This is a genomic window from Streptomyces sp. NPDC055189 (assembly GCF_053606765.1).
This window is the reverse complement of sequence record NZ_JBSGSG010000062.1, coordinates 1-20418: the sequence shown is the minus strand read 5'-3', so window position 1 is coordinate 20418 and position 20418 is coordinate 1. Positions and strand designations below refer to the sequence as shown.

Annotated in this window: 18 protein-coding genes; 7 read left to right on the top strand and 11 right to left on the bottom strand. The window is 70.8% G+C overall.

Annotation, left to right across the window (positions count from 1 at the left end):
* The first annotated feature begins 22 nt into the window (after window positions 1–22).
* Complete coding sequence (ppk2, locus tag ACWFR3_RS32585; RefSeq protein WP_453738268.1) at window positions 23–991, top strand: polyphosphate kinase 2; 969 nt, start codon at window positions 23–25, stop codon at window positions 989–991.
* Window positions 992–1083: 92 nt separating this feature from the next.
* On the opposite strand, the gene ACWFR3_RS32580 is transcribed toward ppk2, so the two are convergent.
* Entirely contained in the window at window positions 1084–1968 is an 885-nt protein-coding gene (locus ACWFR3_RS32580; RefSeq protein WP_453738267.1) for a LysR substrate-binding domain-containing protein, read from the bottom strand.
* Between the two features lie 196 nt (window positions 1969–2164).
* Here ACWFR3_RS32580 and ACWFR3_RS32575 point away from each other — a divergent pair, with 196 nt between their 5' ends.
* Both ACWFR3_RS32575 and ACWFR3_RS32570 read left to right on the top strand, forming a co-directional pair.
* The gene (locus ACWFR3_RS32575; protein WP_453738266.1) at window positions 2165–2830 is read left to right on the top strand and encodes a CatB-related O-acetyltransferase; all 666 of its coding nucleotides are present in this window, start codon (window positions 2165–2167) and stop codon (window positions 2828–2830) included.
* A gap of 52 nt (window positions 2831–2882) precedes the next feature.
* Complete coding sequence (locus ACWFR3_RS32570) at window positions 2883–4181, top strand: erythromycin esterase family protein (protein ID WP_453738265.1); 1299 nt, start codon at window positions 2883–2885, stop codon at window positions 4179–4181.
* Between the two features lie 58 nt (window positions 4182–4239).
* On the opposite strand, the gene ACWFR3_RS32565 is transcribed toward ACWFR3_RS32570, so the two are convergent.
* Window positions 4240–5094 carry an alpha/beta fold hydrolase gene (locus ACWFR3_RS32565; protein WP_453738264.1) on the bottom strand — a complete coding sequence of 285 codons (855 nt, stop codon included), beginning with the start codon at window positions 5092–5094 and terminating at the stop codon, window positions 4240–4242.
* A 129-nt stretch (window positions 5095–5223) separates the two neighbouring features.
* On the opposite strand from ACWFR3_RS32565, the gene ACWFR3_RS32560 reads away from it, so the two are divergent.
* Complete coding sequence (locus tag ACWFR3_RS32560; RefSeq protein WP_453738263.1) at window positions 5224–5568, top strand: VOC family protein; 345 nt, start codon at window positions 5224–5226, stop codon at window positions 5566–5568.
* A gap of 42 nt (window positions 5569–5610) precedes the next feature.
* Here ACWFR3_RS32560 and ACWFR3_RS32555 read toward each other — a convergent pair whose 3' ends face one another.
* From ACWFR3_RS32555 to ACWFR3_RS32520, 8 genes are all read right to left on the bottom strand, one after another.
* A complete protein-coding gene (locus ACWFR3_RS32555) occupies window positions 5611–7152 on the bottom strand; it encodes a hypothetical protein (RefSeq protein WP_453738262.1) in 1542 nt (513 codons plus the stop codon).
* Window positions 7152–8357, bottom strand: a complete 1206-nt coding sequence (locus ACWFR3_RS32550) for an FAD-dependent monooxygenase (protein WP_453738261.1) — start codon at window positions 8355–8357, stop codon at window positions 7152–7154. The genes ACWFR3_RS32555 and ACWFR3_RS32550 overlap by 1 nt, the downstream gene beginning before the upstream one ends.
* 184 nt (window positions 8358–8541) lie before the next feature.
* Window positions 8542–9141 (bottom strand): YdcF family protein, encoded by a 600-nt coding sequence (locus ACWFR3_RS32545; protein ID WP_453738260.1) that lies wholly within the window; start codon window positions 9139–9141, stop codon window positions 8542–8544.
* A gap of 61 nt (window positions 9142–9202) precedes the next feature.
* Window positions 9203–9964 (bottom strand): hypothetical protein, encoded by a 762-nt coding sequence (locus ACWFR3_RS32540; protein WP_453738259.1) that lies wholly within the window; start codon window positions 9962–9964, stop codon window positions 9203–9205.
* The gene (gene cydC, locus ACWFR3_RS32535; protein ID WP_453738258.1) at window positions 9961–11703 is read right to left on the bottom strand and encodes a thiol reductant ABC exporter subunit CydC; all 1743 of its coding nucleotides are present in this window, start codon (window positions 11701–11703) and stop codon (window positions 9961–9963) included. Before cydC ends, ACWFR3_RS32540 begins: the two co-directional genes overlap by 4 nt.
* A 229-nt stretch (window positions 11704–11932) precedes the next feature.
* On the bottom strand, window positions 11933–13684 hold the full coding sequence (cydD, locus tag ACWFR3_RS32530; protein WP_453738257.1) for a thiol reductant ABC exporter subunit CydD: 1752 nt from the start codon (window positions 13682–13684) through the stop codon (window positions 11933–11935).
* A 48-nt stretch (window positions 13685–13732) separates the two neighbouring features.
* Window positions 13733–14779 carry a cytochrome d ubiquinol oxidase subunit II gene (locus ACWFR3_RS32525; protein ID WP_453738308.1) on the bottom strand — a complete coding sequence of 349 codons (1047 nt, stop codon included), beginning with the start codon at window positions 14777–14779 and terminating at the stop codon, window positions 13733–13735.
* Window positions 14780–14823: 44 nt separating this feature from the next.
* Window positions 14824–16125: a cytochrome ubiquinol oxidase subunit I gene (locus ACWFR3_RS32520; protein WP_453738256.1), complete on the bottom strand. Its 1302-nt coding sequence runs from the start codon at window positions 16123–16125 to the stop codon at window positions 14824–14826.
* Between the two features lie 149 nt (window positions 16126–16274).
* On the opposite strand from ACWFR3_RS32520, the gene ACWFR3_RS32515 reads away from it, so the two are divergent.
* Window positions 16275–17204 carry a LysR family transcriptional regulator gene (locus tag ACWFR3_RS32515; protein WP_453738255.1) on the top strand — a complete coding sequence of 310 codons (930 nt, stop codon included), beginning with the start codon at window positions 16275–16277 and terminating at the stop codon, window positions 17202–17204.
* A 98-nt stretch (window positions 17205–17302) separates the two neighbouring features.
* Here the strand turns inward: ACWFR3_RS32515 and ACWFR3_RS32510 are convergent, their stop codons facing one another.
* A complete protein-coding gene (locus tag ACWFR3_RS32510; protein WP_453738254.1) occupies window positions 17303–17992 on the bottom strand; it encodes a DUF2848 domain-containing protein in 690 nt (229 codons plus the stop codon).
* 136 nt (window positions 17993–18128) lie between these two features.
* Between ACWFR3_RS32510 and ACWFR3_RS32505 the strand changes: the two genes are divergently transcribed.
* Together ACWFR3_RS32505 and ACWFR3_RS32500 are read left to right on the top strand one after the other, a co-directional pair.
* Complete coding sequence (locus ACWFR3_RS32505; RefSeq protein ID WP_453738253.1) at window positions 18129–19490, top strand: MFS transporter; 1362 nt, start codon at window positions 18129–18131, stop codon at window positions 19488–19490.
* Between the two features lie 68 nt (window positions 19491–19558).
* The gene (locus ACWFR3_RS32500) at window positions 19559–20356 is read left to right on the top strand and encodes a carbon-nitrogen hydrolase family protein (RefSeq protein WP_453738252.1); all 798 of its coding nucleotides are present in this window, start codon (window positions 19559–19561) and stop codon (window positions 20354–20356) included.
* Window positions 20357–20418 lie beyond the last annotated feature (62 nt).

Sequence of the window (20418 nt, the reverse complement as noted above, 5' to 3'; positions counted from 1 at the left end):
GGTAGAAAGATGGCATGCGTCGATGAGAGGAGACGGTGTGGCGTCGGACGACAAGGACGCGGAGGGTTTGCTCGACGGGCTGTCGGTGGACGAGGCCCGGCCGGAGCGTCCGGTGCTGCTCGACGGGCAGGGCGAGCCGCTGCGGACCTGGCGGGAGAATTACCCCTATGCCGAGAAGCTGCGGCGCAAGGCCTATGAGCGCCGGAAGCGGATCCTGCAGATCGAGCTCCTGAAGCTGCAGAAATCGGTGCGCGATCAGGGCCAGCGCGTCGTGGTCGTGTGCGAGGGGCGGGACGCCGCAGGCAAGGGCGGCACCATCAAACGCTTCACCGAGCGGCTCAACCCCCGAGGGGCCCGCATCGTGGCGCTGGACAAGCCGACCGAGCGGGAAGCGGGCCAGTGGTACTTCCAGCGCTACGTCGCCCAGCTGCCGTCCGCGGGGGAGATCGTCTTCTTCGACCGCTCCTGGTACAACCGTGCCGGTGTCGAGCCCGTCATGGGCTTCTGTACCCCGCGGCAGCGCGAAGAGTTCCTCGAGCAGGCGCCGCTGTTCGAGAAGATGATCACCGATGACGGCATCGTGCTGGTCAAGTTCTGGTTCTCGGTGTCCCGCGCGGAGCAGCGCACGCGCTTCGCGATCCGCCAGGTGGATCCCGTACGCCAGTGGAAGCTCTCGCCCACGGACCTTGCCTCGCTCGATCTGTGGGACGCGTACACCCACGCCAAGGTGGAGATGTTCCGCGCCACGGACACCGTCCACGCCCCGTGGTCGGTGATCAAGTTCAACGACAAGCGCCGCGGGCGCCTCGAAGCCATGCGGCATCTGCTGCTGCGTGTCGACTACGAGGCCATGGACAAGGACGCGGTGGGCCAGGCGGACCCACTCATCATCGGCCCGGCCGACACGCTCCTCGAAGCGGACGAGGATCCGACGGACCTGTCACCCAGCAGGCTCGCAGGGAATGACCGGGGCCCTGGTCAGCACCCGTGACCGCGGTGGGCCGCGACGTCACTCGGCGGTGAACCTGCCGCTCTCGCGCCCGCCCCGCCCGGACCGCACGGAGCGGGGGACACATCGATCAGTCACCGGGCTATCGGACCGACATCGTCAACGACTTCGGCCAAGGCCCGAATCTGGTCGGTCTCGCCGCTCGTGAGCCAGCTCAGTGCCCAGTGGCCGAGCGGGGCGTCGTGGATGGGGACGTAGGCGATGTCAGGGCGTCTGTAGTAGCGCAGGGCGTGCGCGTGCACGGGACACACCGCTTCTCCGCTGGCAACGATGGCGAGCAGTTGCGTGCCGTCGAAGGCAGCCGGGCCTTCGGGGATCGGCCGACCGCTGGGGGTGCAGGCGGGGATCAGCGCCTCTCGCCAGTATGCGGGCGCGGCGCCGGTCAGGACGGTTTCGTCGGCGAGGTCCTCGTAGGAGACGGCGTCTCGCCTCGCAAGAGGGTGGGCGGAGGATACGCACAGCACGACGGGTTCGGTGTAGGCAACCGGGCCCACCGTGAGGTCAGGTTCGCTGATGGGCAGCCAGGCGAGCAGGACGTCGATCGTGCCCCGGCGCAGTGCGGCGAAGGGGTCGTTGTAGCCCACGGCGCGGATCTGCACCAGGCAGGCGGGATGACGTGCCGAGAACTCGGCGAGGATGGGTCGCAGGTCCTCGCTGTTGCTGGACGTCATGCCCAGACGCAGCACCGTGGTCTCATTCTGCGCGGACAGCGCGGCTCGCTCCAGGCTCCGTTGAAGACCGCGGTGGACCGGGAGCAGGTCGTCGTACAACTGCCGGCCGAGCGAAGTAAGGCTGACGTGACGGCTGGTGCGCTCGAAGAGTGCGCCGCCGATCTGCCGTTCCTGTTTCTTGATGGCCTGGCTGACGCGCGCCGCAGTCACATGCAGCCGCTCGGCGGTCCGGCCAAAGTGCAGTTCCTCTGCGAGTACCAAGAAGATCTCGATGTCCCTGATCTCCACGCGGCCCCCATCAGTCTCGTTAACCGCCAGGTTAACGCGCCTTGCGGGAAAGATCGTTGCCGGGGAACTCCGCCGACGGCAGGCTGGGGTGAGGGCCGGGGCTGGGCCCGAAGCCCCTGACTTCCCGACCTGCACCGGGCACCCGCATGTGGACGCGGGTGCGCACCGGCGAACGCATACTGACCACCCGCGCCCGATGAGGAATCCTCCTGTGCCCGTGCCTGCCGACCCGACCGTCCTCCACCCGATGCCCGGACAGCCGCGAGTGGTGCTGCTCAAGCCGCTGGTGAAGTCCCCGCTGATCGAGGTGGGCGAGTACTCCTACTACGACGACCCGGACGACGCGACCGCGTTCGAGACGCGCAATGTGCTCTACCACTACGGGCCGGAGAAGCTGATCATCGGCAAGTTCTGCGCGCTGGGGACGGGCGTGCGGTTCATCATGAACGGTGCCAACCACCGTATGGACGGCCCCTCGACCTTCCCCTTCCCCACGATGGGCGGCTCGTGGTCCGACCACTTCGACCTGCTCACCGACCTTCCCGGCCGGGGGGACACCGTCGTCGGCAACGACGTCTGGTTCGGCCACAGCGCGACGGTCATGCCCGGCGTACGGATCGGGCACGGCGCGATCATCGGCGCCGGTGCCGTGGTCACCGGCGACGTGCCCGACTACGCAATCGTCGGCGGCAACCCGGCCCGCCTCATCCGCACCCGCTACAACGACCAGGACATCGCAGGCCTGTTGGCGGTCGCCTGGTGGGACTGGCCCGCCGAGCACCTCACCGAACATGTCCGCACGGTCATGTCGGGCAGCGTCGACGCGCTGCGGGACGCAGCGCCCGCACTCCCGCACCAGTGATCCACCCCGGGGCCCACACCCCCGGCATCCTCCTCGCGAAAGAGCCGCAAGCATGCCTGCCGCAACCGACCCCACGCCGTTCGCCGACTGGCTCCACAGCCACGCCATCGCGCTCAGCCACCTCGACCCGGCAGCGCCCCTGGACGACCTGGAGCCGCTGCGCGACCTCCTCGACGGTGTCCGCGTGGTCGCCCTCGGCGAACACTCCCACTTCATCGCCGAGTTCGCCCAGATGCGCCAGCGCATCCTGCAGTTCCTGGTGGAGCGCTGCGGGTTCACCGTCCTGGCCTTCGAGTACGGCTTCAGCGAAGGCTTCCCCCTCGACGCCTGGGCCCACGGCCGGGGAACGGACGACGACCTCGCCGCCCACCTCAAGGGAACGGTCCCCATCGGACTCCAGGAGCCACTGCGCTTCCTGCGCCGACACAACCGCACCGCCACATCACCGGTCCGCTTCGCGGGAGTCGACATCCCTGCGGCCGGCGGATCGCTGCTCCCCGCCCTGGTCCCGCTGGCCGACTACCTACGTGAGATCGACCCCGAAACGCTGCCGACCCTCCAGGCCGCGATGACGATCGCCGAATCCTTCGCCGGTGACTCCGCAGCCGTGGCCGCACCCGCGTGGGCCCGCCTGCCCACCGCCGAGCAGGACACCCTCAGCGCACTTCTGGCACGCCTGCTCATCCGATTCCGTTCCCTGGAACCGCTGTACCTCTCCCGCGGGGACCGGCACGGCTACGACGTCGCCCTGCGACGCCTGGAAGGCGCCTGGCACGGCGACTACACCTTCCGCGCCATGGCCGCTCTCTTCACCGGAGAGGGCCTGACCGCCGACACCTCGGCCCGCGACCTCTACATGGCCGAATCCCTCCTGTGGCACCTGAACCGGCTCGAACCCACGGACCGTGTCGTACTGGCGGCCCACAACGCCCACATCCAGAAGACACCGATCGCCTTCGACGGCCGTCTCACCGGGCTCCCCATGGGACAGCACCTGCACAACGCCCTCGGCGACGCCTACTTCGCCCTCGGACTGACCAGCCCTACGGGACACACGGCCGAGATGAACCGCGACGAGCAGGCCCCTTTCGGATTCACCGTCGACGACACCCCGCTGGCGCCGCCCGAGCCCGGAAGCATCGAAGCGGACTTCGCCGCCACCGGTCCGGAACTCGGCATCGCCGACCTCCGTGGGGCCCGCACCCGGAACCTCAGCGGCCCCGACCGCATCCGGCTGCAGAGCGTGTACGTGCACACCCCTGTCCTCGACGCGTTCGACGGCATCCTCAGCACTCCGGCCTCCACCGTCGCCGACCTCGTCCAGAGCACGGGCCACGACGGGCGTGAGTGACCCGGCCCGGCGCAAGTACGAACGCCGGGCCGGGACATGACGGCCAGCTGTGGGATCCCTAGCGTGCCGCGAGGGTCGCAAGGACTTGCGCGGCCGGCTTCGGGTGGACCAGCCAGCGCAGATGGCTTCCTTCGAGGGTTTCGACGTCGAAGGGGTTGTCGGGGGTGAGCGTGTCGGCCTCGCGGATCATGCGGTCCTGCATGGCGAGGGGGATGCTGGTGTCGTCGGCAAGACGTACGTAGGTCTTGGGGATGCGGCCCCATGTCGCGGCCTGTGCGCGGTCGGCGGACGTGCCGGCATCGAGATTCTCGTCCGGCTGGAAGATGTTGAGGAAGTTCCGGAACTCGTCGTCGGTGAGATCGGCGGCGAAGGCCTGCTTCATCCCGGCGAGCGGCTCCGGCGCGGCGGTGCGGAAGTTGACCCGCAGCAGGCCGAGTTCGGCCGGGTTCCCGACGAGCGCCGCAGCGAAGGAACCCGGGTCCACGCTCGCCATCTCCGGCTCCGCGTAATAGTCGCCCAAGCTCAGGTCGACGGGACACCAGGCAGAAACGTAAGCGATCCGGTCGATCAGGTCGGGGCGGGCGTTGCCGGCCGCCGTGATGGTGGCGCCGCCCCTGCTGTGGCCGACGAGAATGGTCGGGCCGTTCTGCTTCGCCCGCTCGAGGACGTCGATCACGCGGGCGGCATTGTCGGCCAGAGTGACCCCCTTGATGCCGCCCGGCTCGGCGGCGAGCGCCTCGAGATCCTGAGGAGCCTGATAGGCCGCGGCGTAGGTTGCCTCGAAGCCGTGTCCCGGAAGGTCGATCGCGATGGAGCGGTGTCCGAGCAGGCCGAGTTCGGCCTGCAGCGGCGCGAACGAGAACGAGTTCGCGAAGGCACCATGAACAAATACGAATGTCGGCTGATTTGGCATGCCCGTAGCCTCCAACGGAACGATCTTCGGGACAAGCGCAAATGGGATACTTGTGTGCCACAGTCCCGGCGCGCCCGCGCATGCTCGTTGGGACCCCGGGCGGCCTCCGGCGTGCTTAGCATGGGCGTCATGACCGTAGATCTGTTCGCGGGCATTCCCGTCCGCGACTACAACACGGCGGTGGCCTGGTACGGGCGACTCCTCGGCACGCCGCCGTCCTTCCTGCCCAACGACACCGAGGCGGTGTGGGAGCTCGACGAACACCGCTACGTCTTCATCGAGGTGCGCCCCCAGCAGGCCGGGCACGCCTTTCACACCGTCTTCGTCAGCGACTTCGACTCCCGCCTCTCGCAGATCGCCGAGCGGGGCCTGAAACCGGAAACCCGCGAGACCTACGCCAACGGCGTCCGCAAGGCCACTTTCCGCGACCCGGACGGCAACGAAATCGGGTTCGGCGGCGGAGCGGTGGACTGACCGGGAGGCCGCAGTTCGAGCAGCGCCGAGCGGAACGCGACCTCAGTCCTGCGAACTCCCCGCCGACGCCTTGGCGCAGAGGTACGGACGCGCCAGGAGCAGGCCGATGGTGGTCAGGATGATGCCGAAGTACACCGGCGCGAGGTGGATGAGATCGGTGTAGTGGATGGAGCCGTGCACCACGACAGCAGGCAGGAAACCGGCCGCCGCCGCGGCGGCCAGGGTCCAGAACACCCAGGCCTCGCCCCGCCGCCAACCCCACGCGCTGAGCAGCACGATGGCCACCGCGGCGGACATCAGGGCGCCGCCGAAGCCCGCGCGGTCGTGGGCGATGAACGATACGAGCCGGGGATTTATGGCTTGAAGGGACTGCGCGTCGGTGGCGAGGAAGGTCAGGTCGGTCGGGACGAAGACATCGGTCAGGCCGACCACGGAGATCACCGCGCCGCCGGCGAACAGTCCCGCTCCCGTGAGGATCATCAGCAGCTGGCCGACCAGCGCCCGTCGGCGCTCCGGCTCCGGGCCTTCGGGCGCCAGACGCCACCGCGGCCGGTGCGGGGTGCGGCGCACCCCCATCAGGAACATCGGGAACAGCACGAGAGCGGCCGCCGTGTGCAGGGGCTCCACGAAGCCGATGACCAGGAAGTAGAACAGGGTGGGAAAGCCGATCGCCCCCGAAAGCAGGAACACCTCGCGGGCCCAGGGCCAGCCGCGTCTGATCCCGCCCACGGCCAGGCCGGTGTACAGGGCGCCGATCGACACCATCGTGCCGGCCATGGTGATCCGGTCGTGCTGGAGGAAATGCACCAGGTGGTGGTTGGCGGCGTGCAGGTCGTGCAGCGTCATGCCCAGGTAGTCGTGGTCGTACCAGAGCAGAACAGGACCGAGCGTGATCGCCGCGGCGCCGAGTCCGGCGACCGTCATGCCGAGCCCGACGAGCAGCGCCCACCACCAGGCGGGCCAGCGGAGGGGAAACAGGCCGACGTCCCGCAGTGCCGGAGCGGGTTTGGTGGGTGTGGCGGCCTCGGCGACTCGCGCGAACCAGCCGGGTCCGGCGGCCACCAGGACCTCCGGGCGGGCGAGTACGACGGTGCCCGGCTCCCCGAGTGCGGTCGCCGCGGAGGTGACCGACGGGTCGGACACCCGGACGACGTGCGGATCGTCGCTGCCGGTGAACCCGTCGACATGAGGCTTGAGCGCGTCCTCGGCCTCCGGGTCGCAGGCGCGGACGACCACCGGAATCGAGCGCCCGGCAGCGGCCTCGCGCACGGTCTGCGCGTCGGCGGCCGAGACCGGCGCCACCTCGACGACCCCTGCGCCCAGCGGGGCCAGGGCACGGATCGTGTCGCGAGCGAGCGAAGGCGGGACGGTTATGCCGAGGCGGACGCACACGGGCACCCCGGCGATCTCACCGGCGAGCAGCTCAGGCGGATGCCGGTGGCCGAATCCCCGGGCGATCAGACGCGCGCCGGCGGGACGGGAGCCGACCGAGGCCAGCAACCGCAGGGCAGTGTGCTGCGAACGGCGCAGACCGAGTACGGCAGCGGCCGCGCCGCGCAGCGGGTGGTACGTCCAGTCCGGCATCAGCGTCTCTCGTTCCCCGTCGCGGTCACCCGGTCACCCGGCGCGGTCCAGCCGAGCACCGGGGTCATCGAACGCAGCGTCGCCCGCATCGGCATCAGCCGGGCGGCCGCGTCGCGCAGCAGAGCGGCGGGCGGCCACGACAGCTGGCCGACCGCGCCGAGCCGGGCGGAGCGGCGCGTGATCATCCGGGTCCGCGGGCGGCGCAGCAGGTCGTAGGAGCGGAGCGCGGCCGGCACGTCCGTGGTGGCGTCGAGGCAGTGGGCCAGGGTGACCGCGTCCTCCAACGCCTGGCACGCGCCCTGGCCCAGGTTCGGGGTCATGGCATGGGCCGCGTCGCCGAGCAGCGCGACCCGGCCGTGCGCGAAGGAGGGCAGCGGCGGCAGCTCGTACAGGTCGTGCCGGAGCACTGTGTCCCCGGGTACGGAGGCCAGCAGGGCGGGGACGGGGTCCGGCCAGTCGCCGAACCGGCGCAGCAGTTCGGCGTACTCGGGGGAGCCGTCGGCCGATGGCCGGGCGGCCGTCCCCGCCGGCAGGGAGGCGGTCGCGAAGCAGTACATGCGTCCGCCCGGCAGTGCCGTGTAACCGAACCGCTCCCCGCGCCCCCAGGTCGCCGCGCCCTCGGAGGGCGGTTCGGCGAGCGGTTCGGTGATCATGCGCCAGCCGGTGTACCCGGCATACCGGGGGCCGGCCGCGTCGGGCCACAGCGCACGGCGGACCGCACTGCGCAGCCCGTCGGCGCCGACCACGAGATCGGGCCGGGACTCGCCTCCGGCGTACTCGACGACCGGGCCGTCGCTGTCGTCGCCGTCGTGGCGGACCGAGGACACCGCACTGCCCGAGCGCAGACTGTCGGCGGGCAGCGCCTCGGTGAGCACCCGCAACAGGTCCGCGCGGTGCAGGACCACCAGCGGGTGGCCGAAGCGGCGGGTGAGTTCCGCATTGTCCGTACGGGACAGCCAGCGGCCCCGCCGGTCGCGTACGCCGCCGGTGGCCTCGACGGCGCCGAGCTCCCTGACCGCGTCGGCCAGACCGAGTGCCTCCAGTGCCCGCAGCGCGTTCGGCCACAGGGAGATGCCGGCGCCGATCTCGGTGAACTCCGGTGCGCGTTCGAGCACTTCGACGTGCCACCCCCGGCGGTGCAGGGCGATGGCAGCCGCGAGACCGCCGATCCCGCCGCCGACGATGGTCGCGGCGCGCTGCGGCATGGTTCCTCGCTCTGCTTCGGGGGCGCCACCCCCGGTCAAGTGGCTGTCGATCCGGTGCCCGACGGCATGCGACGTGCGCAGGTCCGGCTGAGCAGCGCCTTATAGCAACATGTCGACAGAGACCTGTCAATGTCGGCAGAACCGGCCCGGACCGGCCCTCGTTCTGGGGTCCGCCCGCGGATCTCTACAGCGAGACCTTCCGTTCTTCGGCCGTGAGGCCGCGGAGTGTCCAGAGTCCGTACAGAGCCAGCAGCGGTTTACCGATCAGCCACTCGCCAGGGCGGTAGTCGTCCGCTCGCACGAGCCTCTCGGCGAGGTCAGGGCGCTGTCGCCGCAAGTACGCACGGGCCTTGAGCGCGTGAGCCGGTTGGGAGGCAATCTTGATGCGGTCGGCATCCTCGAGCAGAGGGATCACGTTCGTCACGTTCTCCCATGTCGTCGCGCTGTGCTCTTCGAGAAGGACCGTGCCGTCGAACTCGAGCACCGACTTCGCGTGGTCAGCCATCAGCTGGGCCTCAGTGGTGCAGTTGGCGGTAGCGCCACCGCTGAAGATCACGCGGGTGTTGGGCACGCTGCCGGCACCAACGGAGCGGATTCCAGCACGGACGCGCCAGCGGTTGATGAAGTTCGCCGTTGTTTGTGGGTTCCGGTAGCCCAGCACGACCACTGCTTCCGACGCGCCCCCGCTGCTCCCCACGAGCGCTCGGGACCAGCGCCAGTTCAACCACTCGCCCCAGGCCAGGGCGGCAGCCCCGGCTATTGCCGCTCCTGTCCTTCGTCGCATGCGGCGACCCTAGGGCACCCGCTGCCGCGCAGCGAAGATGCCGGCCGCGTCGCAGGACTTCTCAAGCGGAGGCGAGCCCGCTGGCGTCGGCGTTGACCTGTGTGGCCACCGAGAAGGATGTCTCGCAGTCGGGGCAGGTCGCGTGGCCGAAGAGGTGGGTCAACGCTCGGGCCACCGACTGTTGTTCGTCGCCGCAGGCGAGGTCATGCAGACGTCGGCCGATACCCTCCAGGTCGGCTGGGTCCGCCGGGCGCAAGGGCCTGGTCTCGACAGCGGTGTTGTCCTCGGACAGTGCGTAGTCCCCGGTGCACGAGAAGAAGCCAGGCTCTCCGAGCACGAGGAACAGGCCCGCTGCGCACTGCGGGCAGGTGACCTCGTACTCCTCGTTCATCAGCCCCCGGGCGAGGTTTTCCCTCCAGCCCGCCACACCCTCGAAACTCAGCACGGCTTCCAGGAGGTAGGCGTACTCGGCGGGGTCCTCGGTCGTCCGGAGATGCGCGTTGGCCAGTGATGCCAGCGCCGCGATGTCGGCCGCGTGCTCGGCACGTACATCACCGGCCCCGTGCGGCTGGTCGACGCCTGCCATGACCGCGCCGGCCAGAGCCAGCGCGTTGACGGCCTCCTCGCGGTCTTGCCCGCCGGCCACACCGGCCAGCCAGGGAAGTGCCGCGAAGCTGGCCGGGTAGACGCTGCCCTGATGGCACAGCGCCGACCACAAGGCGTTCCAGCTCTCGGGGGTGGGAGCCGATGCCAGCCGCTCCAGCTGCCCGGGGATATCTCCCGCGGGGCCGTAAGCGTGGCTGAGTCGCGACCAGTCCGTCATGCGGAAATCCAATCAGATCGAGGGCGGTGAGCAGCGGCCCGTATGCGGCCGCGGTCGAGGGTGAGGATGTGGTCGGCTGCGGTGAGGCCCGCGGGGTTGTGGGTGATCAGGAGGGTCGTGCGGCCGTGGGTGGCGCGCAGGATGTCTGTGAGGACGACTGTCGCGGTGTCGGGGTCGAGTCCCTCGGTGGGTTCGTCCAGGACGAGGACGGGCGGATCGGCGAGCAGGGCCCGGGCCAGGAGAAGGCGTTGGCGCTGGCCGCCGGACATGGCGGAGCCGTTCTCGCCGAGGAAGGTGTGCCAGCGTTCGGGCAGGGACTCGATCCAGTCGAGGAGTTGAGCCCGGCGGGCTGCCTCGCGCAGGTCGGCGTCGGTGGCGTCGGGGCGGGCCAGCAGGAGGTTGGCGCGGAAGGTGGTGTGGAAGACGTGGGCGTCCTGCGTCATGCCGGTGATCGCGCGGCGGGCGTCGTCGCCCGCGTAGTCGCGCAGTTCGTGTCCGCCCATCCGGATGCTGCCGGCCTCGTAGGGGATGAACCGCATGAGCGCGGCTATGAGTGTCGACTTGCCGGAGCCGCTGGCGCCCAGGAGCACAGTCCGGCGCCCGGGCGGCAGGTGCAGGCTCAGCCCGTCCAGAGCCGGGGGACCGTCGGGGTGGTGGCGTACGCGCAGGTCGGTGATGTCCACGCCGAGTGGTGCGTGCGGGGCGAGTGCGGCCGGTGTGCGTGGCTCGGTGACGGGCGGCGGTGTGTCGAGGAGGTCGGCCAGGCGGCCCGCGCTGACCCGTACGTCGGCGAGATGGCGGGCGGCGGCAGGAAGCGGAGTCAGCGCCTCGAAGGAGACCAGGGCGAGGACCGCGAGGACGGTGAGGCACACGCCGGGCAGGTCCCCCGACGCGTGGGCGCTGAGCCCGAGCCAGGTGACGCCGACCGTTGCCGCGGCCTGGAGGAGCAGAACCGTGGTGGAGGCGAGCGAGGTGGTCCAGGCCGCCCTGCGCTCCAGCGCGGCAATCCGTGCCGAGGCGCGGCGGGTCTCTTCGTGGGCGCGTCCCCGTGCCCCGCACGCGGCGAGATCCGCCGCGCCCCGGGTCAAGTCCAAGGTGAGGGAGGCGAGTTCGGTACGCGCGGCCTTTTCCGCGAGGCTCGTACGGCGGGACAGCGTGAGGACCAGGGCCGGTACGAGGAGTGCCGCCACGATCAGGAGCAGCCCGAGCAGGAGACCTGCCTGCGGCAGCAGCATTGCGGCCATGATGGTGGCGCCGGCGGCGACCGCGCAGGCCGCCGCGGCCGGAATCAGCACTCGCAGCAGGAGGTTCTGCGCGGCGTCGACGTCGTCGACGAGCCGGGCGAGCAGATCGCCGCTGCGAAAGGCGGGCGTGCCCGCGGGAGCGAGGGGCACGAGCGCCTCGTACACGCGGGTGCGGAAGCCCGTGACGGCTCGCAGTACGCCGTCATGGCCGAGCAGCCGGTCGGCGTAGCGCAGTGCTCCGCGTCCCAGTGCCAGAGCGCGCACGGCGACGATCGCCAGGCTCACCGAGGCGAGCGGGGGCTGCTCGGCGGCGCGGGTGATCAGCCAGGCGGCGGTGGCCATCAGCGCGGCGGCGGCGAGTTCACTGCCGGCCGAGGCGAGCACGGCGGGCAGCAGTCGGCGCCAGTACGGCAGGAGGTGGCGCAGGATACGGAGGGTGGGGCGCGGCCCGCGTGCCGCCGGGGTGCTTGTGGTGGCGTCGGCGTGGAGGGTCATGGGGCCACCGGTCTTTCTGGGCGGGCTGGTTGGGGCAGGGGGCGGTGGTCTGCTCGCGGAAGAGGGGCAGAGGTGGCATGGGGGCAGCGGCTCGGGCGCGGGGCACGGGAACACGCGGGGGCGGGGACGCCGACCTCGCCGGGGTCGGCAGTGGCACAGCCGCAGTTGTGGCCTGCGCATCCGGCCGCGAAGGCACCTGACCTGTCCTGAACGGCTGCCCTCCGTATGGTCACGGGACCACCAGTCCTTCAGCGGGGGCAAGCGCCGTCGGCGTCGGCGAAGCCGTGGCGATGCTGCCCGCTTCGAGGGTGATGATCCGGTCGGCGTGCGGCAGCAGGCTGGTGCGGTGGGCGACCACGATCGAGGTCTTGCCGCGCATGAGGCGGACCGTGGCGCGGGTGACCGCTGCCTCGCTGTGCGGGTCGAGGTGGGCGGTCGGTTCGTCCAGGAGCAGTACGGGGGCGTCCTTGAGGAAGGCGCGGGCCAGGGCGATCCGCTGGCGCTGGCCCGCGGAGAGTCCGGCGCCGTGCTCGCCGAGCAGCGTCTCGTACGCCCGCGGCAGTTCCTCGATGAAGGAGTCGGCGAAGGCGGCGCGGGCCGCCCGGCGGACCTCCGCGTCGCTCGCGTCGGGGCGTGCGAGGCGGATGTTGTCCGCGACGGTGGCGGCGAACAGGTGCGGGCGCTGGGGCACCCATGCCACCCGGGTGCGCCATTGGTCAGGGTCGAGGCGGGCCAGATCGCTGCCGTCCACCGTGACCCGGCCCGATGCGGGGGCCGTGAAGCCGAGGAACAGTGCAAGGAGCGTGGACTTGCCCGCGCCGCTCGGGCCGACCAGGGCGACGTGTTCGCCGGGGCGCAGGGAGAGGGAGACGTTTCGGAGGGCGGGCGCGGCACGGTCCGGGTAGTGGACCGTGACGCTGTCCAGACGCAGGTGTGCCGCGCGGGCGTCGGACTTCGGGGTGGGGCAGGCAGCGCGCTCCGCAGTCGCGGCCCGGCCGTCCCCCGCGGCCCGGCCGTCCCCCTCGGCGGTGTCGGCGGGCTCGTCGAGAATGGCGAACACCCGATCCGCCACGGCGATGCCCTCGGCGCTGTCGTGAAAGGCCGCACCAGCCGCACGCAGCGGGAGGTAGGCCTCGGGGGCCAGGAACAGCACGACCAGCGCCGTACGAAGGTCCAACTCGCCGCCCAGCAGCCGCAGCCCGACCGGAACGGCCACCAGCGCGACGGAGAGAGTGGCGACGGTTTCCAGGACGAAGGAGGAGAGGAACGCCACCCGCAGCGTGCGCATCGTGGCCCGCCGGTGGGTGTCGGCCATCTCGCCCACCACCCTGGCCTGGTGCCGCTCGCGGCCGAAGGCGCGCAGGGTCGGCAGTCCCGCCACCACGTCCAGGAAGTGCCCGCCCAGGCGGGACAGCAACTGCCATTGCCGGGCGGTGCGCCGGGCGGTGTGGGCGCCGACCAGCGCACCGAACACCGGGATCAGCGGCAGCGTCACGACGACGATCACTGCCGAGGTCCAGTCGGTCCACGCCAGCCAGGCGACCACCGTCAGGGGGACCACCGCGGTGGCCGCCATGGTGGGCAGGTAGCCGACGACGTACGCGTCCAGGGCGTCGAGCCCGCGGGTGAGCAGCGTGACCGTCTCGCCGTGGCGCCGGGCCGTGAGCCGCAGAGGGTCGGTGTCCCGCAGCCGGCCGGTGATCCTCTCGCGCAGCGTGTGTTTGGTGTCCGCCGCCGTGCGCTGCGCGAGCACTTCGCGGGCCCAGGCCAGCAGCGCCCGCAGCGTCATGACGGCGGCCAGCGCTCCCAGGGGTGTGCTGCGGAACGGGCGTCCGGCAAAGCCGTCCGCCAGGACCGTCGCGAGCAGGACCGCCTGAGCGACGACGAGTCCGGCGGCAAGAAGCGCAAGCACCGCGGAGTACGTCATGTGGCGGCGCAGCAAAGGCAGTTCACGCAGCAGGCGCCGTTCGACGGGCTTCATACAGGCATACCTCTCGTTCCTCTCGTCCGTCTCGTCGCGGTGCGTGGCTCAGAAGTAGCTGGGGTGGCGTCGGCCCGTCCGGCCGCGGAAGGCCCACCAACTCCAGGACTGGTACGCGAGGATCACCGGGATCACCAGGACCCCGAACGCGCTCAGGATCTTCAACGTGGCGCCGTCCGTGACGGCGTGGCCGACGGTCAGTCCCGTTCCCGCCGAGCTGATCAGGAGGTAGGGGTAGTGACCGGCCCCCACGAGCAGTACGGGCAGCGCCGTCGCGCAGCAAGTAGCCGCGAACGCACCGACGTTGTGTCCCCGGGACAAGCACCACCAGGCGCCGGTGAGCGCTGCCGCGAACAGGGCGGCGATGACCGCCGAGGTCGCGCGGTTCGTCATCGAGGCGCCCGCACCGAAGAGCGTGAGGAGCAGCGCGAGGGCACCTGCGGCAGCCGCCCCGCGCAGCAGGAGATCACCCAAGCGCCTTGCCCTGACGGCTAGTTCGTGCCCCGAGCGCAGGGCCACGAACGCCGTGCCGTGTGCCGCGAAGAGCAGCGCGGTGGTGACGGCGCAGGCCAGGGTGAACGGCGAGAGCACGTCGCCGGGCCCGATGTGGAAGCTGCCGTCGGCCCGGCGGGGCACCCCGTGGAGCAGCAGGCCCACGACGAGCCCCCAGCACACGGCGGGCAACGCGCCGCCGCACACGATCAGGACGTCCCACCGGCGCCGTCCGCGTGCGGTGCGGGCGCGGCGGCGCAGCTGGATCGCGGCATTGCCCGGGACCAGGCCGACGAGGATCGCCACGATCAGCGGGTACAGGCCCGACAGGAGGGCGCCTTCCAGATGCGGGAAGGCACCGAACAGGACGCCGGCGAAGGCGACCAGCCAGACCTCGTTGCCCAGGAAGAACGGTGCGATCGCGTCGAGGGCGGCGTTCCGGCCGCCACCCTCAGCATCTTCGCCCGTGTCCTTTCCCTCCCGGCCGTCTCGGCTACCGAGAAAGGGATGGATCATCTGTACGCCGTAGTCGTAGCCGCCGAGCACGAAGTACCCCGCGAGCAGCAGGCCGAGGAGGGCCAGCCAGGCGGTCTCCAGACTCATCTCGCTCAACTCAACTTTCCGTAATCGAAGGGAAGTAGCACTGGCTATAAGGCAGGCACGGGCTGTTTCTCGCCGGAGCCGCCGCCCGGACCCCCGGGCAGGTCGTCGGGGAGTGGTTCGGTGGTGCCGAGCTGCGTGGCGTCCGGTCCCCGCAGGGCGAAGCGGGTGATCAGGGTCCAGTTCGTCACCGCGAGGGCGAGGAAGACGGCGATGAACACGGTGCAGGACACGGCAAGCGCGGCCGTGCTGACGTGGGACAGGGCGTTCTCGACGGTCAACTCGCCGTAGACGAGCCAGGGCTGGCGCCCGACCTCGCGGACGACCCAGCCGCCCGCGGAGGCGATGAAGGGGAAGGGGACCGTGGCGACAAGGACCCACAACAGGGGGCGCCAGCGCATCAGCCGGTTCTTCCACAGCAGGATGACGGCGATGAAGGTGATGGTGGAGACGGTGTTGCCGATGATCGTCATCACGTCCATCGAGATGCGCATCGTGTCCTGCCAGGGCACGTAGTTGCCGGGCCCGTGTTCCTTCACGAGCTGTGCCTGGATCTCGGCGACGCCGCTGTTCTCCAGGACCGCGTCCTTCATGGGCTGGGTCCGTTCGATCACGGGGCGCTGCATCTCGCCGACGATGACGACGAAGAAGGAGGTGACCATGGCCGCCCACAGGCCCAGGCGCAGGGAGCCGCGGAACAGCTCGGTCTCCCTCGTACGCCGCAAGAAGTGACAGGCGCTGACCCCGGCGATGAACACGCCGCCCGTCGTCAGTGCCGCCAGGGCGATGTGGAAGAGCGCGACCAGCGCGCTGGAGTTGGTCAGCAGTGCGCCGAAGTCGGTCAAGTAGGCGGCGCCGTCGCGCACTTCATAGCCGACAGGGTGCTGCATGAAGCCGTTGGCAATCATGATCCAGTACCCGGAGGCGTACGCGGTCAGGGCGACCAGCCAGATGAGCGTGACGTGCACGCCCCTGCGCATACGGCCCCAGCCGAAGATCCACATACCGAGGAAGGTGGACTCGGCGAAGAAGGCGATGAGGGTTTCCAGGGCCAGCGGGGCGCCGAAGACGTTGCCCGCGAACTTGCTCAGGCCGCTCCAGCTGAGCCCGAACTGGAACTCCATGACCAGGCCGGTGACGATGCCGACCGCGTAATTGATGACGTAGAGCTGGCCCCAGAAGCGGGTCATGCGCTCCCGGACGGCCTTCTTGGCGGGATCACGGGTGAACGCGGCGCGGGTATGCATGATCGCCACGAGGGGGACGAGCCCCATGGTGAGGATCACGAACAGCCAGTGGATGCCGGTCGTGGCCGCGAACTGGAGTCGGGCCAGATCCGCAGCGCTCATGACGCAACCTTCCCGGAGCAGTAGGGGGTGGCCGGGCAACCGGCGGAGGCGCGGTGCCTCGATGAAGACCGTAGGGAGAATCGCTTATGCATTCCAAGACCGGTTTTGCCATGTGAAGATGGCCCGGAAGGCATAAGTGAAGGTGGATCATGGATCTTCTGCAGTTGCGCTACTTCCAGGCCGTCGCCCGCTACGAGCACATCAGCCGCGCCGCTCAGGAACTGCGCGTCGCCCAGCCCTCGCTGAGCCGCACCATCGCGCGCCTGGAGTCCGAGCTCGGCTCACCGCTCTTCGACCGGCAGGGCCGCCGCATCCGGCTCAACCCGTACGGGGCGATGTTCCTGCGGCACGTGGAGCGGGCCCTGAGCGAGCTCGACGACGGCCGCAGGGCGGTGCGCGAGGCCCGTGACACCGGGCTCGGCCGCGTCAGTGTGGCCTCCGAGACGCTCCTGACGATCACTCATCTCCTGGGCAGTTTCCGCGCCGACCACCCTCGTGCCGATGTACGGCTCTTCCAGTCGACGGCGCAGGAGATGGACCGCCGACTGCGCACCAGGGAGGTCGACTTCTGCGTGGCCTCGCAGCCGCTGACCGGCACGAACCTCGAATCGGTGGAGCTCGCGCGTGAGGAGGTGCTGCTCGCGGTGCCGCCCGGGCACTGGCTCGACGGGCGGGAGAGCGTGACGATCCCCGAGATCGCCGACGAGCCCTTCGTGTCCACGCGCCCCGGCCACTGGCAGCGCACCCTTCTGGACCGGCTGTTCGCGGCCGAGGGGCTCACGCCGCTGCTGTCCTGCGAGGGCGATGAGCCGGGCGCGAGCCAGGACATGATCAGCGCGGGCCTCGGCATCGGCCTCATCCCGGCGATCTCCCGCCGGGCGGGCACGGAATCAACCGTCCCGGTCGCCTGGGTTCATGTGGACGCGCCCGACTGCGAACGCCTGCTGACCCTGGTGTGGAACCGCGAGGGCTATCTGTCCGAAGCCGCTCTGAAATTCCGGGAGTTCATCACCGGTACGCCCTTCATGGACCACCGGGTGCCCGGTACGGGCCGCGCGCACGCGCTCCGACGGGCCTAGCGTGCCGGGGCGCGGCGGGTGATGAAGGGCTTGTGCCGACGCGCCTGCCCCCGGCGGCTTCGGGAGCCGGGCAGCAGGCGCGCCGTGTGCGTGCGTGGTCAGCCGATGGGCCGGGGCAGCGGTACCACCCGGTAGGCGAGGTCGATCGTGTTGCCGGTGGCGGGGTCGCCCAGTTCCACGCGCCAGCCGTCGGCGAACTGGTCCACGCCGTCGGCCATGGGGATGGTGCCCGAGATCAGGACGGTGCCGGGTGTCAGGCCGTCGCGTTCGCGCAGTACGTGTGTCCAGTAGCCGGGCGTGAGGAGCTCGGCGAGCGTGCCGTGCTGGATCTCGGTCTCCCGGCCGTCGTCGTAGGTGACCCAGGCGCGCAGGGTCAGTTCGTCGATGCGCCCTTCGACGTCGGACAGGAGCCAGGCCCGGCGGGCCAGGACATCGGGGGCCGCGTTCTTGCTCCAGGCCACGCCGTGGACCTCGAGGTCGCGGTCGGTGTGGTCGCACGCGGCCGTCAGGAGCAGCTCGCCGCCGTCCGCGACGACCAGGGCCCATTCCGCCTCACCCGATGTGCGCGCGTGCGGCGCGGCGACCCGGTCGGTCTGCTGGGCCAGGTAGGGAGAGACGGGGTAGAGCGCCGGGGTCACCGACGGTGCGGGCACCCCGAGCAGGGCGAGCTCGGCGACATGCGCGGCGACGTCGGCCTGCTCGCGCCCGGCGTATCCGGCGTTGAGCAGCTGCACGACGTCGACATCGCGGGTGGAGCCGTCGGGGAGTTCGAAGGTCAGCACGGCCATGGGGCACTCCAAAAGGGGGCGGATCTCGACACGGTTAACTTCCGGCGCGGGGGTTGCGCATACGACCTGTATACAAGAAGTATGCCGGAAGGTCGATGTCCAGGTCGATGTCCCCTCGACGCAAGGATCGGGAAGCATGCAGCACACCCCCAAGGGCCCGCCGGCGGTCTCGCCGGACCGCTCCGGCATCCGCCGGGCCTTCTTCGCCAGCCTCACCGGGACCGCTCTGGAGTGGTACGACTTCGCGGTCTACTCCGCCGCCGCGGCACTGGTCTTCGGCGACCTCTTCTTCCCCTCGGAGGACCCCCTCACCGGCACCCTCCTGGCGTTCTCCACCTACGCCGTCGGCTACGTCTCGCGCCCCCTGGGCGGCATCGTCTTCGGCCGGCTCGGCGACGTGATCGGCCGCAAGAAGGTCCTCATCGCCACGCTGGTCCTCATCGGCGCGGCCACCTTCCTCATCGGGGTCCTTCCCACCTACGCCACCGCGGGCGTCACCGCCCCCATCGCCCTCGTCCTGCTGAGGTTCGCGCAGGGCGTGGGGGTCGGCGGTGAATGGGGCGGCGCGGTACTGCTGTCGAGCGAGTTCGGCGACCCGCGCCGCCGCGGCTTCTACGCTTCCGCCGCGCAGATCGGACCGCCCGCGGGAAACCTCCTGGCCAACGGCGTCCTCGCGGCCCTGGGCGTGCTCCTGACCGAGGAGCAGTTCCTGTCCTGGGGCTGGCGCGTGGCCTTCCTCCTTTCCGGTGCGCTGGTCGCCTTCGGCCTGTGGATCCGGGCGAAGCTGGAGGAGACCCCGGTCTTCAAGGCCATGGAGGCCGAGGAATCGCAGCCTCAGGCCCCGATCCGCGAGGTCTTCACCACCCAGCCCCGCGCCCTGTGCGCGGCGATCCTCAGCCGGGTCGCCCCCGACGTGCTGTATGCGATGTTCACCGTGTTCGTCCTCACCTACGCCACCGACGAACTGGGCATGACCCGCGGCTCCGCCCTGACGGCCGTCCTGCTCGGATCCTTCCTGCAGATCTTCCTCATCCCGCTGGCCGGGGCCCTGTCCGACCGGGTCAACCGCCGTATGCTCTACGGCTGTTCCGCCCTCGCCGCAGGGGTCTGGCCGTTCGTGTTCTTCCTCGTGGTCGACGGCGGCAGCTGGATCCTGCTCGTGTGCGGCGTCGTCGTGGCCCTGGCCATCCACTCCTTCATGTACGGCCCGCAGGCAGCCTTCGTCGCCGAGCAGTTCTCACCCCGCCTGCGCTACACCGGCTCCTCCCTCGCCTACACCCTCGCGGGCCTCATCGGCGGCGCGATCGCCCCGCTGCTGTTCACCGCCCTGCTCAGCGCCTACGCCAGCTGGATCCCGCTGGCTCTCTACCTCGCCGCCGCGGCAGCCGTGACCCTCATCGGGCTCTTCCTGGGCAGGGACTCCGCCCACGCCGATGCGGAGGACGCGGCTCTGGGCGGTGCCGTCGCGGAGGCCGAGTCCGCCGCCCGAGTTCCGTGAGCGGCCGCGCCGCCCGTTACGTTCGTCCCACCCGGCCCATCCGACACCACACCGAAAGGCGGTCCGTTGTGCGCATCGCACTGAGCCAGCTCACCACCGGCCCCGAACCCGGCAAGAACCTCGCCCTCATCGAGGAATGGACGTCCCGCGCGGCGGACGCCGGGGCGGACGTCGTCGTGTTCCCCGAGGCGTCGATGGCCTGCTTCGGCACCCCCCTGGCGTCGCTCGCCGAACCCCTGGACGGTCCTTGGGCCACCAGGGTCCGCGCCATCGCCGAGGCAGCGGGCATCACCGTCGTCGCGGGCATGTTCACCCCCGCTCCCGGCGGCCGGGTGGCCAACACCCTGCTGGCCACGGGGCGCGGCACCGAAGCGACGTACGACAAGATCCACCTCTACGACGCGTTCGGCTACGCCGAGTCCGACACGGTCGCCGCCGGATCGAGGGTCGTCACCATCGAGGTGGAGGGCGTACGCCTGGGCCTGGCCACGTGCTACGACGTGCGCTTCCCGGAGCTGTTCCGGGCCCACGCCGACGCCGGGGCCACCGCGACCCTGCTGGCCGCCTCCTGGGGCGCGGGCCCCGGCAAGGTCGATCAGTGGGAGCTGCTGGTGCGCGCCCGCGCCCTGGACGCCACGCTGTGGGTGGCGGCCGTGGGCCAGGCCGACCCGGCGGCCGGGGGAGTCGCGACGCAGGGCACGGCGCCCACCGGAGTGGGACACAGCATGCTCGTCGGCCCCGACGGGACCGTACGGAACCGTCTGGGCGCCGAGCCGGAGCTGTTGATGACGGAGATCGACGCCGATGAGGTCGCGGAGGTCCGCGCGAAGATCCCGGTCCTTGCCAATCGCAGGCTGGGGAACTGAGCCGGGCGGACCAAAGCCGAAACTGCCTCTCCCCGCCGGGCCGGAGGGCCATGGCCCTCCGG